This window comes from Streptomyces sp. NPDC005963 (assembly GCF_040638655.1).
In the GTDB taxonomy this organism is placed as follows: domain Bacteria; phylum Actinomycetota; class Actinomycetes; order Streptomycetales; family Streptomycetaceae; genus Streptomyces.
Genome location: NZ_JBEXVD010000023.1, coordinates 123,074 through 138,346, shown reverse-complemented (window position 1 = coordinate 138,346; position 15,273 = coordinate 123,074). Strand labels below are relative to the sequence as shown.

The window sequence follows — 15,273 nt, the reverse complement described above, 5'->3', positions numbered from 1 at the left end:
CCCCTAACCCACCCCCACCACCCGCACCCCACCCAGACCCGCACCCGGGCCCCCCAAAGCCCAGCACCCCCGAACCCGAGCCCTCCCAGCCCGTCCGGCGCTTGAGGACGGAACCCCCAACCCCCCAAGGCTGAGCTCAAAGAGCGAGCCCCACCCGGACCAAGCCCGCCCCCGCCCCCCGACTCAGGCGCAGCCCTTCACCCCACCAGCCCCACCCACACCACCCCCAATCGATCAAGACAAAACCCCACACACCCCACCCAACCCCAACCGTTCGGTTTTGTACGGCCCCGCAACAATCACAGGTAGTGGACTAGACCTTTCGGTGTCTCTCGCGCCAGACTGTCCACGTGAGACACGTCATCGCCCTGGATGTGGGCGGCACCGGCATGAAGGCCGCCCTCGTCGGGGTGGACGGGACCCTCCTCTATGAGGCCCGCCGCGCCACGAAGCGGGACCGTGGGCCTGATGCCGTCGTCCAGTCCATCCTCGACTTCGCCGACGACCTTCGCACCCATGGCAAGGAGCAGTTGGGAGCACCCGCACTCGCCGCAGGTGTCGCCGTCCCCGGAATCGTCGACTCCGAGCTCGGCATCGCCGTCTACGCAACCAACCTCGGCTGGCGTGACGTACCCCTGCGTTCGATCCTGAGCGACCGGCTCGCAGGCATCCCCGTCGCCCTCGGCCACGACGTCCGCACCGGCGGGCTCGCCGAAGGCCGCATCGGAGCCGGGCAGGGCGCCGATCGCTTCCTGTTCGTGCCCTTGGGAACCGGCATAGCCGGTGCGATCGGCATCGGCGGCACGATCGAAGCCGGTGCCCACGGGTACGCGGGCGAGATCGGCCACGTCATCGTGCGGCCCGACGGTCCGCACTGCGGCTGTGGTCAGCGCGGCTGTCTGGAGACACTCGCCTCCGCAGCCGCCGTCACCCGCGCCTGGGCCAAAGCCAGCGGTGACCCGGGCGCCGATGCGGCCGACTGCGCCAAGGCCGTCGAGTCCGGCGATCCACAGGCGATCGCCGTCTGGCAGGACGCGGTCGACGCACTCGCCGCAGGGCTCGTCACCGCCATCACTCTGCTGGACCCGCGCACCCTGATCATCGGTGGCGGGCTGGCCGAGGCCAGGGAAACCTTGTTCACACCCCTACGGGCCGCGGTGGAAGCGAGGGTCACGTTCCAGAAACTGCCCTCGATCGTCCCCGCAGCTCTCGGGGACACCGCTGGATGCCTGGGCGCGGGCCTGCTCGCCTGGGATCTGATCGCCACCGACTCGGAGGTAACCGCCTAATGGCCGCACGCGCCGCACTCGCTGACAGCGCCGCACGCGCCGCACACGGGGCATCCGGCGACAGCACGATCCTCACCGGAGCCCGGGTCGTGCTGCCCACCGGGATTGTCGAGAACGGACAGGTGAACATCGAGGGGACGAAGATCACCGGTGCCGCACCGGACACCGCACCACACCGTGATCTTTCCGGGCACTGGATCGTTCCCGGCTTCGTCGACATCCACAACCACGGTGGTGGCGGCGGCTCCTTCACCGGCGGCAGCGCCGATGACGTGCTCCAGGGCGTGCGTACGCACCGGGAGCACGGCACGACCACACTGGTTGCCTCCATGGTCACCGCGGAGATCGACTTCCTCGCCCACCGGGCCGGAATCCTCTCCGAGCTGGTCGAGCAGGGTGACATCGCCGGCATCCACTTCGAAGGCCCCTTCATCTCGCCCTGCCGCAAGGGCGCACACAGTGAAGAGCTCCTGCGCGACCCCGACCCGGCCGAAGTGCGCAAGCTGATCGACGCAGCGCGCGGCACGGCCAAGATGGTGACGCTCGCCGCCGAACTGCCCGGTGGCATCGACTCGGTGCGGCTCCTCGCCGAACACGGCGTCATCGCCGCGATCGGACACACGGACGCCACCTACGAACAGACCGTGGAAGCCATCAACGCCGGCGCCACGGTGGCCACGCACCTGTTCAACGCGATGCCTCCGCTCGGCCACCGCTCCCCCGGCCCGATCGTGGCACTGCTGGAGGACGAGCGGATCACCGTCGAGCTGATCAACGACGGTACGCATCTGCACCCCGCCGCACTGGAGCTCGCCTTCCACCGTGCGGGCGCGGGCCGGGTCGCGTTCATCACGGACGCCATGGACGCCGCGGGCTTCGGTGACGGCCGCTACCAACTCGGCCCGCTGGCCGTCGACGTCATCGACGGCGTGGCCCGTCTCACCGAGGGCGGTTCCATCGCGGGCTCGACGCTCACCCTGGACACCGCTTTCAGACGAGCGGCGACCGTGGACCGGCTGCCCGTCACCGATGTCGTCCAGGCGATCTCGGTGAACCCGGCGAAACTGCTCGGCCTGTACGACCGGGTCGGCTCACTGGAGCCCGGCAAGGACGCGGACCTGGTCGTACTGGACGATCAGTTCCGGCTCAAGGGCGTCATGCGCCAAGGCAGCTGGGTGATCGAACCCCAGTAGCCCGGTCCTGGCAGGGTCCTCCTCCCACAAGGGGTGACCGGGCGGTGGTCAGCACAGCACGGCTGGTACGGCGAGGCGGTTGGCCCGAGGTCTGGGCCGACCGCCTTCCGTTTGGCATGATCAGTACCAGCCAGCAGTCCAGCTCAGCAGGGGGTGTCGCGGTGATCCTGACGGTCACGCTCAACACCGCGCTCGACATCACCTACCAGGTCAGCGCATTGACACCGCACCGCAGCCACCGCGTGGACAACGTAGTCGAGCGTCCTGGCGGGAAAGGGCTGAATGTCGCCAGGGTGCTCGCCGCCCTGGGCCAGGAATGCGTCGTCACCGGCTTTGCCGGTGGCCCGGTCGGAGCGGTGCTCCGGGAGTTGCTGGCCCCGCTCGCCCCGCGGGACGCGCTCGTTCCGACCGCCGGGCCCACCCGTCGCACGATCGCCGTCGTGGACGGCGCCACCGGGGACACCACCCAGCTCAACGAGCCGGGCCCCACGATCACCCCCGCGGAGTGGAACACCTTCCTCCGCGCATACGAGACCCTGCTGGGCGACGCGGACGCCGTGGCGCTCTGCGGCAGCCTGCCACCGGGAATCCACGTCGGCGCCTACGCCGAGCTGATCCGACGCGCCCGCGCCGCGGACGTACCCGTACTCCTGGACACCAGCGGCGAACCCCTGCGCCGGGGCATCGCCGCCCGCCCCGACCTCATCAAACCCAATCTCGACGAGCTGGCCCAGCTGACCGGCTCCCGCGAACCGCTGCGCGCCACCCGCGACGCCCGCCGCCGCGGTGCCCGGGCGGTCATCGCCTCCTTGGGCGCCGACGGGCTGTTCGCCGCCACTCCCGAGGGGATCTGGCAGGCCACCCCACCGGCTCCGGTGCGCGGCAACCCCACCGGCGCCGGTGACTCCGTGGTCGCCGCGCTCCTGGCCGGGTTGGTGGAGGCGTTGCCCTGGCCGGAGCGGTTGGCCCGTGCGGTCGCGCTGTCGGCGGCGACGGTACTGGCGCCCGCGGCGGGCGAGTTCGACCCACCGGGGTACGCAACGCTGCTGCCCCGGGTCACCGTGACCGAACACCGAGCAGCGGCATGAGCCGCTCGCCCCTCACGCCCCCACCCGTCTGCCCGCTGAGCCCCTCCGCACCCTGCACCGCCGTACCACCCGGGGGCATCACCCCCGCGCACCACGGGCCCCGCGCCCGGGAAAAGGGACCGCACCATGCCACTCGTCAGCACCGGTGAACTCGTCTCGGCCGCTGCGGCCGACGGCCGGGGCGTAGCCGCCTTCAACGTCATCACGCTGGAGCACGCGGAAGCCATCGCGGCGGGCGCGGAGAGCACGGGCGTGGCCGCGATCCTCCAGATCTCCGAGAACGCCGTCAGGTTCCGCGGCGGACGACTCTCGGCCATAGCCGCTGCTGCGGCTGCCACCGCCCGCTCGTCATCGGCGCGGCTCGCCCTCCACCTCGACCATGTGGTCTCCCCCGATCTGTTGCGCGCCGCGGACGGCGAGGGGTTCAGCTCGGTGATGTTCGATGCATCGAAGCTGTCGTACGCGAGGAACGTCGAGGCCACCGCGGAAGCGGTGCGTTGGGGGCACGAGCGGGGCATCTGGGTCGAGGCGGAGTTGGGCAAGGTCGGCGGCAAGGAGGGGGAAGCGCCGCTCGACGCCCACGCCCCCGGTGTGCGTACGGATCCGGCGGAGGCCGCGGCCTATGTGGCGGCGACCGGGGTGGACGCGCTGGCGGTCGCCGTCGGTTCGTCCCATGCGATGACCGAGCGCACCGCGTCGCTGGACCACGGTCTGATCGCCCGGCTGAAGGACACGGTTCCGGTGCCCCTGGTGCTCCACGGCTCGTCCGGCGTCCCGGATGAGGAGATCCGAGCCGCCGTGGCGGCGGGAATGGTCAAGATCAATGTGGGTACGGCGCTGAACACCGCGCTCACGGCGGCGGTTCGCGACCATCTGACGGCACACCCCCGTGCGGTGGATCCGAGGAAGTACCTGGGGCCCGGCCGGGAGGCGATGGCCGAGGTCGTGGCCGCGTTCATGCGCCTCTTTCCCGAGCAATGAGTTTGCCCCGTCGATGTGTTGACGGGGCAAACCCTCTTCGTCCCACGCCCCCCGTCGAGCGGGCCGGGCGGCCGAGCAGGTCGACGGGGGCTCTTCGGGGTCGTGACGTCAGCGCTTGTTGCCTGCTTCCAGTCGGACCTGGTCGAGTATGGCCTCGCACTGGTTGCCCTGCTCACAGGAGATCTTGAGGTCGTTCTTGCCCTTTTTGAGGTCGATCCAGACGAACGTGCGCGTCCAGCCCTTCTCCCAGTCGCCCTCGGCGGCCTTCGCGAAGTTCGACATGTTGATCTTGCGAGGTGTGCCCTCGTTGATCGTCAGCGAGGTGTGGGCGTCCTTGCCGGGCACACCGTAGGTGATGTACATCGTGTACGGACCGCCGTTGGGCACGTCCACCGACCAACTGGCGGAACCACCGACGCCGTTGAACTTCACATAGGCGCCGTCAGCGCCCTTCGCGCCCTTGATGTCCGTGCCGAGCTCCGCCGGGGCGCCCAGCTTGAGCGTCGCCGCGTCCTGCTTCGGCAGTTCTGCGGGCTTCTCCTCACCGGATTCGGGCTCGCTGGTCTGTGCCGACTGCGTCGGGCTCGGGACCGTGCTCGGCTTGACCTCGTCGCCGGCCTTGTCGTCCCCGTCGTCGGGGCCCAACAGTGCGGCGGCGATGCCGATCACGACGACCGCGACCACGGCGATCGCGCCGATCAGCAGTCCCTTGGTGTTGGGTCCGCGACCGCTGCCACGGCCACCCCCCTGGTGGGTCGGCTGCTGCGAGGCACGGGGGGTCACCCCGCCGGGGTAGGTCTCGGGCGCCGCGTACTGGGCGGTCGGCTGGCTGCTGTACCCCTGCTGGGGATACGTCTGCTGCGGGACCGGCTGGCCGACGCCCTGATGTCCGACCTGACGCTCGCCGACCGCGCGCACGTGGTTGTAGGAGGTCCTGGGCACACCGGGCTGCGCGGCAGGTCCGGGGTATCCATAGCCGCGGCCCCGGCCCGAGGGCGGTGTGGCGCCCGCTGCCTGTCCGTCCTCATACAGATAGCCGAACGGATCGTCGTCCTCGGGCGTATTCGCGCCGTTGTTCCCGGCCGTCATGCCTGGTACCTCCTCACCCTCGTCAGCCCTACGCCGACGCCGGCGAGCCTACCCGGTTTGGATTAACGCAACGGATGGCCTTGACCTCGATCGGTCACTCGTCACAAGACCAGGACACAATCACTACACAAGGGGAGAACCGGCCTACCCAGCCCTCAGCCCGCCCGCCGGTGCACCTTCGAACGCGAGCGCTTTTCGACGTACATCCGTTGATCGGCGGATTGCAGCACCTCGTCGACGGTCATTCCGCAGCTCGCCCAGCTAATGCCGAAGCTCGCCCCGACGCGCACTCCGCGTCCCCCCACCCGGATCGGCAGGACGATCGCGTTGCGCAGCCGGGCCGCGAGGTCGGCGGCGTCGGCCGAGCCCAGGCCGTCGGCGAGGACCACGAATTCGTCGCCGCCGAGACGGGCGACCGTGTCCCCTTCCCGTACGCCCGTGGTGAGCCGGCGGGCGACCTCGACCAGGACGGCGTCACCGGTCTGGTGCCCGAACCGGTCGTTGATCGACTTGAAGCCGTCCAGGTCGCAGAAGAGGACCGCGAGCCCCTTCGTACCGTCGTCGACCTCCTCGGCGGGCGCGATCGTGTGCACGTGGTGGTCGTACGCGGTGCCGGTGGGGCCGAAGTCGAAGCCGTCGCCGAACGGGGATCCGGGGTCCTGGTCGTACGCCCCGCCCAGGTGCTCCAACTCGGCCTCGTGGCTGGCCGGCGGCCGTTCGCAGAGCTTGGCGCTCAGTCGGGTGCGCAGTTCCGCGCTGTTGGGGAGGCCGGTGAGGGCGTCGTGTGAGGCGCGGTGCGCCAATTGGAGTTCATGGCGCTTGCGATCCTCTATGTCCTCGATGTGGGTCAGGAGGAAGCGGGGGCCATCCGCGGTGTCGGCGACGACGGAGTTCCGCAGGGAGACCCACACATAGGTGCCGTCGCGCCGGCCCAGCCGCAGTTCCGCGCGACCGCCTTCGGCGGAGGTGCGCAGGAGGGTGCCGATGTCGTCCTGGTGGACCAGGTCGGCGAAGGAGTAGCGGCGCATGGCGGATGCGGGTCGGCCGAGAAGTCGACACAGTGCGTCATTGGTCCGCAGTAGCCTGCCGTGCTGATCGCCGCCCATTTCGGCGATGGCCATACCGCTGGGGGCGTACTCGAACGCCTGCCGGAAGGACTCTTCGCTCGCCCTGAGGGCCTGCTGTTCGCGCTCCAACCGAACCAGGGCGCGCTGCATGTTTGCTCTGAGACGGGCATTGCTGATCGCAATTGCGGCCTGGGAGGCGTACATCTGGAGGGCTTCCTGACCCCAAGGGCCGGGACGGCGTCCGTTGCGGGGCCGATCGACCGAGATGACGCCCAGGAGTTCCCGACCGCCGCCCGAGGCGTACATGGGCGCGTAGAGGCGGTCCTGGGGGTGCCACTCGTCTTCGAACCGGGGGTCGGGTCCTTCGGTGTGCCACTGCGGGACGTCGTCCTCGATGAGCACCCAACCCTCGGTGTGGGGTATGAAACGCAGTTCTCCCCAGGCCTCGCCCATGGAGAGCCGACGGTCCCAGGAGGGTCGGGAGCCGACGCGACCGGTGATCAGAGCCTCTGCGGCGGCGCTACCTGCGAAGGCGGCGACGACCAAGTCGCCGTCGGCCCGGACGAGGTTGACGCAGGCGAGCTCGTAACCGAGCCCCGCCACAATGCCGTCGGCGACGGTCTGGAGGGTGTCGGCAAGGCTGCGGGCGGTGTTGAGGTCCGCGACCACCTTGTGCAGCTGCCGCAGGGTAGCAAGACGGACGTACGGCTCCGACTCGGTCTCCATGCTCGCTCTCCCCGAGACCTCGACAGCAATCTTCAGAAACTCCAGGTTCCTCTTCGGCCTTCTCGTTGCGGTTTCCCGGCCACTGAATCACAGCGAGCACTTCACCCGGTACACAGGGTCAACAAATACCGCCCTCTGTGACTCAAGTCACATCATCTGATGAAGACGGGCTCTGGCCGAATGGATGTGCGTTTGGTCTTTACCAGTGTTCTACGAACGCAAATCCGCCCGTTTCCGCCGTACGGGCGCACTCCTCACAAGAGCCTCCCAGACGTTCCCCCCAAACGGTATGGCGCGTCCTTCGGGCCGCCGACCCTACAGAGGTCCTAGGACTTTCGCTGTGTCTGGTGGCCGATGCGCACACCGGGTGACGACAGTTAGCGTCTCATGTGTGTTGCATACGACTTCGCACTCCTGGCCTGTAACTCCCCCGAGCCCCGCCCGCCCCTTGGGACCACCGGGACCCCGGAGTCCCGCCGATCCGGACTCCCCTGCCCGCGTCCCCCATGCTGAGGGGGTGACGAATGAGGAGTTCCGTGCCGCAATGTCCCAGCTCGCCGCCGGTGTGGTCCTGGTGACCGCGCACGACGTGGACGACGGACCGCGCGGTGAGGACGTCGGCATGACCGCGACCGCCTTCCTCTCCGTGTCGCTCAACCCCCCACTGGTGATGGTCAGCCTCCGCAACGGCTCCCGCATGGACGACCTCCTCGCGGAACAGCCGATGTGGGGGATCTCCGTACTCTCCGAAAGCCAGCGGCACATCGCCGGCCGGTTCGCCATGAAGGGGCGGATCAGCGACCGGCTGCTGTTCGAGGACATCCCCTACTCACGAGGAAAGGTCAGCGGAGCGCTCCTGGTGCGCGGAGCACTGGCGACGCTGGAGTGCCGTACGGAGAACCGGGTCGTCGCGGGTGATCACACCCTGGTGATCGGGCGGGTGCTGGCGGCGGACCTCTACAGCACCGAGGGCGGACCCTTGATGTACTTCCGAGGCCGCTACCGCCAACTGGGCTGATCAGCGCCATCGCCGATGCATGACACCGCACCACGTCGAACCCTCTGTGCCGGGTGGGGCACCGAGCGGTCGACGCAGCACCCGCCGATCCGCCGAGCATCCGGGCCGGGCTCACCGAGCCCGACGACACCCTCGCCGACTCCAGAGCACCAGCGATTCGCCGCGGTCGCCCCTTCAGTCCCTCAGTGCCAGTCACGGCCCGAGCGACCGCGCTTGACGTCCGCGCGCTGCTTCTTCTGCTTCAGACGCCTTTCGTTGATCCCCCGCGGCACCCGCACGGCCCGCCGCGGCTTCGGCGGCGGAGCGGTCGCGTCCGCGAGGAGCGAGGCCAACCGAACGGCCGCCGTCTCGCGGTTGCGCCACTGCGAGCGGTGCTCGGACGAGCGCACGGCGATCACTCCGCCGACCAGCCTTCCGGCCAACCGCTCCAGCGCGCGCTCCTTCCACACCTTCGGCAGCGCATCGGTCTTGCCAAGGTCGAAGCGCAGCTCGACCTGTGAATCGCTCGTGTTCACGTGCTGGCCACCAGGCCCAGACGACCTGGAGAAACGCCAGATCAACTCGGCCTCCGGCAAGGAGACCGAGCCACGGATGACATAGGGCCCGGACATGCCCCCATGGTCCCGCGACGACGGCGGGCACGTCATCCAGTTTTCCCAGCGCGTCGCATATGAGCACGCACTTCACCTTTGACGGGCGCTGCCTTCGCCTTTGACGGGAACCCGGCCGCCGACCTCCCGGGGCACCCGGTACGGCCGGAAGCACCATGGGCTCACCGGCCGGCGCGAACCCGGCGAAGAACCCGCAATCACATGGAACCTGGCAGTCCCCTGCCTGCGTTATGACGGGTACCGGTAGCTTCGTACGACAAGAAGCCGGATGACTCGATCACGAAGGGGACTTCCCAATGGCAGTTAGCCTGACCAAGGGCGGCAACGTCTCGCTCACCAAGGAGGCACCGGGCCTGACCGCCGTTACGGTCGGCCTCGGCTGGGACGTCCGCACCACGACCGGCACGGACTTCGACCTCGACGCCTCCGCGATCGGCGTGAACCCCGCGGGCAAGGTCGCCTCCGACGCCCACTTCATCTTCTTCAACAACCGGGCCACGCCGGACCAGACCATCGTGCACACCGGTGACAACCGCACCGGCGAGGGCGGCGGCGACGACGAGCAGATCAATGTGAACCTCGCGGGTCTGCCCGCCGATGTGGACAAGATCGTCTTCCCGGTCTCGATCTACGACGCCGTCACCCGCGCCCAGAACTTCGGCCAGGTGCGCAACGCGTACATCCGCATCCTCAACCAGGCCGGTGGCGCCGAGATCGCCCGCTACGACCTGAGCGAGGACGCGGCGGTCGAGACCGCCATGGTCTTCGGCGAGCTCTACCGCAACGGCGCGGAGTGGAAGTTCCGCGCGGTCGGCCAGGGGTACGCCTCCGGCCTCGAAGGCATCGCACGCGACTTCGGCGTGAACCTCTGAGCACGGCCTCGTAGCACGTCGAGCTCACACCACCGTGCCCCGGCGGGGAGCGATCCCGGCCGGGGCACGGCTGTGCCCGCTCACAGCCGGCGGACTGCCCTCCCGGGCCATCTCCGACCACACCACCCCCGGGCGTCACTTCGATCGCACATGAGAACATCGCTTCGCACCAGGCGTGTTGGTTGTGTCCGGATTCCAGCGGTGAGAGGTGCCGATGTACGCAATATCCCTCGGTGATGACGGCGCCGAGCTGTGTCCCCTCGAACCCTGGCAGGCGGACGAGTTCCTGGCCCATGTGGACCGTGGGCGCGAGTTCATCGGGCAGCACAACGGACTGCCCGACATCATCACGGACCTGGAGTCGAGCCGGGCGTTCCTCCAGGCGTACGCGGACAAGACCGCGGCCGACACCGGACGCATCCACGGCATCCGCACGGACGGCCAACTGGTCGGCGCGGTCATCTTCCGCCGGCTGGACGTCGCCCGGGGCACTGCCGAAGCGGGCTGCTGGCTGGAACCGTCCGCGGTGGGCCGGGGACTCGTGACCCGGGCGGTGCGCACGATCATCGACTGGGCCGTCGAGGAACGCGGCATCCACCGGGTGGAGTGGGTGGTCTCCGCGGCCAACGCCCCCAGCATCGCGGTCGCCCGCCGCCTCGGTATGACCAAGGAGGGCGTCCTGCGCGAAAGCCATCCCTACCGGGGCAAGCGCCACGACGAGGAGATCTGGTCGGTCCTGGCCCCGGAGTGGCGCGCGGGCCGACAGCCGTCCTGAACCCTGCTGCGGAGAGCATCCGCGTGCCGCGCTCGTTCGCCGAAGCACTCGGATCACCGAAGCACTCGGGTCCGCTCGATCTCGGCCATCAGCAAGCGCAGCCGCCTTTTCACAGAGCCTGCCGCAGGCATCACCCCCGGGCCGGGCGGTCGTCCCCGTACAGCCAGATGCGCCAGAGGTCACTCAGCGCATGGCCGGCCTTCTTCTCCGCGTACGACGTGAAGTCCTCCGTCGAGGCGTTGCCGTGGCGGTGTTCCAGCGGCCAGCCCTTCAGGATCTCGTCGAAGGTCTCGTCGCCGACTTCCTGTCGGAGCTTGTGGAGGACCATCGCGCCCCTCCCGTACACCGGGGAGCTGGAGATCCGGGCCGGGGACGGCGGGGAGGCCGGTGGGAACTCCCAGTTGGTCTCGTCCTCGAAGGCCTCCTCGAAGTTCTCCTGTGCCGGTACGCCGTCGAAGTCCTCGGCCCACAACCACTCGGCGTAGGTGGCGAAGCCCTCGTTCAACCACATGTCGCGCCAGTCGGCGGGGGTGACCGAGTTGCCGTACCAGTGGTGGGCGATCTCGTGGACGAGGATGTCGAGTTGGAAGTACTCGGCGGGGAAGACCGGGCGGTTCTGGGTCTCCAGGGCGTAGCCGACCTCCCCGTCGGGGACGACGATCGCGCCGATCGAGGAGTAGGGGTACGGGCCGAACCGTCGTGTCGACCACTCCATGACCTTCGGGATCTCCGCCAGCAGGGCATCGCTGTCGTCGGCCACCGAGGGGTCGGCCGCGGTGATGACGGGCAGTCCGGTCGGGGTGCGCGAGGTCTTGGTGTCGTACGCGCCGATCGCCAGCGTCGCCAGATAGCTCGCCATCGGCCGCGCCGACTTCCAGACGAAGGTGGTGCGGCCGGCTCGGGTCGTCTCGTCCGTCAACTCGCCGTTGGAGATCACGTCGAGTCCTTCGGGGACGGTCGCGGTGACGGCGTAGGTGGCCTTGTCGCTCGGATGGTGGTTCCCGGGGAACCAGGCCATCGAGCCCGCGGGTTCCCCGACCGCGAGTGCGCCGTCGGCGGTCCGCAACCAGCCCTCCTCGGAACCGTCGGAGTCGGTGATGGTCCGGGGGGTGCCGGAGTAGTGGACGACGGTACGGAACGTCTTGCCTTCGGCCAGGTCCCGGCGGGGGCGCACGGTCAGTTCGTCACCGGCCTGGTTGGCGGCGGACGGCAGGCCGTCGACGGTGACCCGGTCGGCGGTCAGCGCATGGAGGTCGAGGTTGAAGGCGCTGAGGTCGGCGGTGGCGCGGGCGGTGATCTCGGCGGTGCCCGTCAGCCGTCCGGTGCGGGGCTCGTAGGCCAGGGTGAGGGCGTAGTGCTGGACGTCGTAACCGCCGTTTCCCAGCCGGGGGAAGAGGGGGTCGCGCACTCCGGAGCCGCCCGGCGTGCCCTTCACGCCCTTCGGTACGGGTCCGTTCGCACTGCATCCCGTCAGACCGCAGGCCGCGAGGAGGACCAGGGCGACGGTGGGCGCGAGGGGGCGCGGTGAGGTGGGCAGACGCACGTCGCGATCCTAGGGGCGGGGCGTCGGGATGCCCGGGACGCGCTGCCCGGCAGGGTGTCCTGCAATCCAGCGCGGGGGACGGACCCGGACCCCACGGCACGCAGGCCGAGGACGCGCCCGAGCGGGTCGGGTCGGGTCGGGTCGGGTCGGGTCGGGTCGGGTCGGGTCGGGTCGGGTCAAACGAGAATGCCCCCGGGCCGCCGCGTCACGACGACCGGGGGCATCCCCTTCGGGGCTGCTCGGCAGGTCAGCGGGTTAGGGCGGCCACGCCCGCACGGGCGAACTCCTCGTCCTGGGCGCCGCTCGGTGCGCCAGCCACACCGATTCCGGCGATCGGAGCGCCCTTGACCTGCACCGGGGCGCCGCCGCCCAGGAAGAGGGTGCCGGGGATGTCCTTCAGGTTGGGGGTGGACTCCAGGCGCTTGACCAACTCGGAGGTGGGGGCGTTCCAGGAGACGGCGGTGAACGCCTTCTTCTCGGCCGACTCGTACGACTGCGGGCCTGCGCCGTTGCCGCGGAGGGTGACGAGCGTGTTGCCGTTGCGGTCGACCACGGCGACCGTGACCCGCTGGCCGGCGCGCTCAGCGGCGTCCAGCGTGGCCTGTGCGGCCCGGGACGCGGCGTCGACCGTGAGGTGGGTCGTCTGCTGGAGGTGCCGGTTCGAGGTGTCCGCCTTGACCGCCGCGCGGGTCTCCGCGGCGGGCGCGTCGGCATTGGCCGTGACCGCGCCGACCGTCCCGACACCGAGGGCCGCGGCGACGGCCGCACCGGTCAGAACGCGGGTACGGACCGAGATCGACGACATCTTCTTCATGATCTTTAGCTCCTGGGGGCTGGGTTCCAGTGGTCAGCGGGACCTTCTGCCATCGATCCTCGGCCTCATCAGGGCTTATGGGCATCGGCGTACCGGCTGCCCGGCGCAGGCATGATGGAGGAGGGACGGGTCAGCCGATCGGTTGATGCGGCCGTGGTCACCCGGGGTCACGATGCTGAAGAAGCGCCCCGTGCCCCCTGCCCCCCTGTCCCCTGTCCCCTGTCCCCGATCCGACGAGCCGACGAGCCGATACGCGGAGGAGATCGCCATGCCCCCCACACCGCGGGCCGCACCACCCCGGGACGGCCAGGCCCGCGACCGGGAGGAGCACGGGCCCGACCCCGCGGCACCCGCCGACACTCGGGACGTACGAGGAGCGGAGCAGGAGACCCGCTGGCTGGAGACCGTGATGAACATCGCGTTCATCGCCCTGCTCGCCGGCGCACTGCTGCGCTTCCTCACCCGGCACTCCGACAGCCCCTGGCTGCCCTGGGTCATCGGATTGAGCGCCGCGCTCGCGGTCCTGCAACTCGCCGGGAACCGGCTGACAGCCCGCTACCGACACGGGGACCTGGTCCGCCTGGGGCTGATCGTGGGCTGTTGGACGGTGGTGGTGCTGCTCGCCCCCAGCTTCGCCTGGTGCGCCGTACCGCTGATCTACACCGGTCTGCGGTCCCTGCCGACCCGGGGCGCCGTCGCCATGGTGGCCGTCCTGTGCGCCCTCGTCATGATCGCGGAATGGCGGCTGCGGGACGGGGTGGACCCCAATCTCTTCCTGGTGCCGCCCGCCGTCGCCGTGCTGGCCACCGCGGTCTTCATCCATATGCGCCGGCAGGCCGACCGGCTCCAGGCGCTGGTCGACGACCTGATCCGCACCCGCCGGGAGTTGGCGGCGACCGAGCGGCGCGAGGGGACGCTGGCGGAGCGGCAACGCCTCTCCATGGAGATCCACGACACCCTCGCCCAGAGCCTGTCCAGCCAACAGATGCTCCTCCAGGCCGCCGACCGCACCTGGGCGAGCGATCCCCAGACCGCCCGCGGCCATGTCCGTACCGCGGAGTCGATCACCGAACGCAGCCTCGCCGAGGCCAGGCGCTTCGTGCACGACCTGGCGCCCGCGGACCTCGCGGAGGGCGGCGGACTCGAACAGGCCCTGCGCACGCTCGCCGAGCGGGAGTCGACCCCGTCGCTCCCGGTCCGCTTCCACCGCGACGGCGACCCGGCGCAGCTGCCCGACCGCGTGCAGTCGGCACTGCTGCGGATCGCACAGGGCGCCCTGGCGAACGTCCGTGAACACGCGGGTGCCGGCTCCGCCGCGCTGACCCTGAGCCATCTCGACGACCAGGTGGTCCTGGACATCGCGGACGACGGAACCGGATTCGTCCCGGGAGAGGTGACGCCAGGGGTGCGCGGGCACGGACTCGCGGCGATGCGGGCGCGCGTGGAACAACTCGGCGGCACACTGACCGTCGAGTCGACACCCGGCGAGGGCACCGTCGTGTCCGCGGCGATCCCCGGGGAGCAGCGATGACCACCGTACGCATCCTGTTGTGCGACGACCACGCGGTCGTAAGGGCCGGACTGTTGGCTCTGCTCGGCAGCGAACCCGACATCGAGGTCGTCGGCGAGGCCGGCAGCGGCGAGGAGGCGGTCGCCCTGGCCGCCAAGCTGGAGCCGGACGTGGTGCTGATGGACCTCCAGTTGGGCGCCGGCATCGACGGGGTGGAGGCGACCCGGCTGATCGCGTCCCCCACGGTGCACGTCCTGGTGCTGACGACGTACGACACCGACGCGGACATCACCCGGGCGATCGGGGCCGGGGCGACCGGATACCTGTTGAAGGCGGAACGCCCGGAGGAGTTGTTCGCGGCGATCCGTGCGGCGGCGCAAGGCCGTACGACCCTGTCGGCGCCGGTGGCGAGCCGGGTCATGGACCGGATGCGGGGCACGGGAAGCCCGCAGCTGACCGAGCGGGAACGGGACATCCTCGGGCAGTTGGGCAGGGGGCTCGGAAACCGGGAGATCGCGCGGGCGCTGTTCATCAGCGAGGCCACGGTGAAGACCCATCTGGGCCGGATCTACGCCAAGCTCGGGGTGGACACCCGCGCGGGGGCGGTGTCCGTGGCCAAGGAACGGCGGCTGCTGCCCTGAGCCCGGGGCCGTGGGGACCGACGGCGGCTGCTGCCCTGAGCCCGGGCCCGAGGGGA

14 protein-coding genes are annotated in these 15,273 nt (G+C 70.1%); 9 read left to right on the top strand and 5 right to left on the bottom strand.

Annotation, left to right across the window (positions count from 1 at the left end; all coding sequences use genetic code 11):
* The first annotated feature begins 350 nt into the window (after positions 1-350).
* The 4 genes from ABZ348_RS26455 (at position 351) to ABZ348_RS26440 (ending at position 4,551) form a co-directional block, all read left to right on the top strand.
* The gene (locus tag ABZ348_RS26455; protein WP_358937072.1) at positions 351-1,289 is read left to right on the top strand and encodes an ROK family protein; all 939 of its coding nucleotides are present in this window, start codon (positions 351-353) and stop codon (positions 1,287-1,289) included.
* Entirely contained in the window at positions 1,289-2,482 is a 1,194-nt protein-coding gene (nagA, locus tag ABZ348_RS26450; protein WP_358937070.1) for an N-acetylglucosamine-6-phosphate deacetylase, read from the top strand. Before ABZ348_RS26455 ends, nagA begins: the two co-directional genes overlap by 1 nt.
* Before the next feature lie 161 nt (positions 2,483-2,643).
* Positions 2,644-3,570, top strand: coding sequence for a 1-phosphofructokinase family hexose kinase (locus tag ABZ348_RS26445; protein WP_358937092.1), 927 nt, complete (start codon positions 2,644-2,646; stop codon positions 3,568-3,570).
* 126 nt (positions 3,571-3,696) lie between these two features.
* Positions 3,697-4,551: a class II fructose-bisphosphate aldolase gene (locus tag ABZ348_RS26440; RefSeq protein ID WP_358937068.1), complete on the top strand. Its 855-nt coding sequence runs from the start codon at positions 3,697-3,699 to the stop codon at positions 4,549-4,551.
* Between the two features lie 108 nt (positions 4,552-4,659).
* On the opposite strand, the gene ABZ348_RS26435 is transcribed toward ABZ348_RS26440, so the two are convergent.
* Both ABZ348_RS26435 and cdgB read right to left on the bottom strand, forming a co-directional pair.
* On the bottom strand, positions 4,660-5,640 hold the full coding sequence (locus ABZ348_RS26435; protein WP_358937066.1) for a carbohydrate-binding protein: 981 nt from the start codon (positions 5,638-5,640) through the stop codon (positions 4,660-4,662).
* A 155-nt stretch (positions 5,641-5,795) separates the two neighbouring features.
* On the bottom strand, positions 5,796-7,433 hold the full coding sequence (cdgB, locus tag ABZ348_RS26430; protein ID WP_358937064.1) for a diguanylate cyclase CdgB: 1,638 nt from the start codon (positions 7,431-7,433) through the stop codon (positions 5,796-5,798).
* 544 nt (positions 7,434-7,977) lie between these two features.
* Here cdgB and ABZ348_RS26425 point away from each other — a divergent pair.
* Positions 7,978-8,451 (top strand): flavin reductase family protein, encoded by a 474-nt coding sequence (locus ABZ348_RS26425; protein WP_358937090.1) that lies wholly within the window; start codon positions 7,978-7,980, stop codon positions 8,449-8,451.
* Positions 8,452-8,633: 182 nt separating this feature from the next.
* On the opposite strand, the gene arfB is transcribed toward ABZ348_RS26425, so the two are convergent.
* Positions 8,634-9,062 carry an alternative ribosome rescue aminoacyl-tRNA hydrolase ArfB gene (gene arfB, locus ABZ348_RS26420; RefSeq protein ID WP_358937062.1) on the bottom strand — a complete coding sequence of 143 codons (429 nt, stop codon included), beginning with the start codon at positions 9,060-9,062 and terminating at the stop codon, positions 8,634-8,636.
* 296 nt (positions 9,063-9,358) lie between these two features.
* Between arfB and ABZ348_RS26415 the strand changes: the two genes are divergently transcribed.
* Together ABZ348_RS26415 and ABZ348_RS26410 are read left to right on the top strand one after the other, a co-directional pair.
* The gene (locus ABZ348_RS26415; RefSeq protein WP_358937060.1) at positions 9,359-9,934 is read left to right on the top strand and encodes a TerD family protein; all 576 of its coding nucleotides are present in this window, start codon (positions 9,359-9,361) and stop codon (positions 9,932-9,934) included.
* A gap of 214 nt (positions 9,935-10,148) precedes the next feature.
* Positions 10,149-10,709, top strand: coding sequence for a GNAT family protein (locus ABZ348_RS26410; protein WP_358937058.1), 561 nt, complete (start codon positions 10,149-10,151; stop codon positions 10,707-10,709).
* Positions 10,710-10,839: 130 nt separating this feature from the next.
* Here the strand turns inward: ABZ348_RS26410 and ABZ348_RS26405 are convergent, their stop codons facing one another.
* Positions 10,840-12,252, bottom strand: a complete 1,413-nt coding sequence (locus ABZ348_RS26405) for a M1 family metallopeptidase (RefSeq protein ID WP_358937056.1) — start codon at positions 12,250-12,252, stop codon at positions 10,840-10,842.
* Between the two features lie 247 nt (positions 12,253-12,499).
* On the bottom strand, positions 12,500-13,057 hold the full coding sequence (locus ABZ348_RS26400; RefSeq protein WP_358937088.1) for a heme-binding protein: 558 nt from the start codon (positions 13,055-13,057) through the stop codon (positions 12,500-12,502).
* Positions 13,058-13,475: 418 nt separating this feature from the next.
* Here ABZ348_RS26400 and ABZ348_RS26395 point away from each other — a divergent pair, with 418 nt between their 5' ends.
* The gene (locus tag ABZ348_RS26395; RefSeq protein ID WP_358937086.1) at positions 13,476-14,597 is read left to right on the top strand and encodes a sensor histidine kinase; all 1,122 of its coding nucleotides are present in this window, start codon (positions 13,476-13,478) and stop codon (positions 14,595-14,597) included.
* Positions 14,594-15,217, top strand: a complete 624-nt coding sequence (locus ABZ348_RS26390; RefSeq protein WP_358937055.1) for a response regulator transcription factor — start codon at positions 14,594-14,596, stop codon at positions 15,215-15,217. Before ABZ348_RS26395 ends, ABZ348_RS26390 begins: the two co-directional genes overlap by 4 nt.
* Positions 15,218-15,273: the final 56 nt, after the last annotated feature.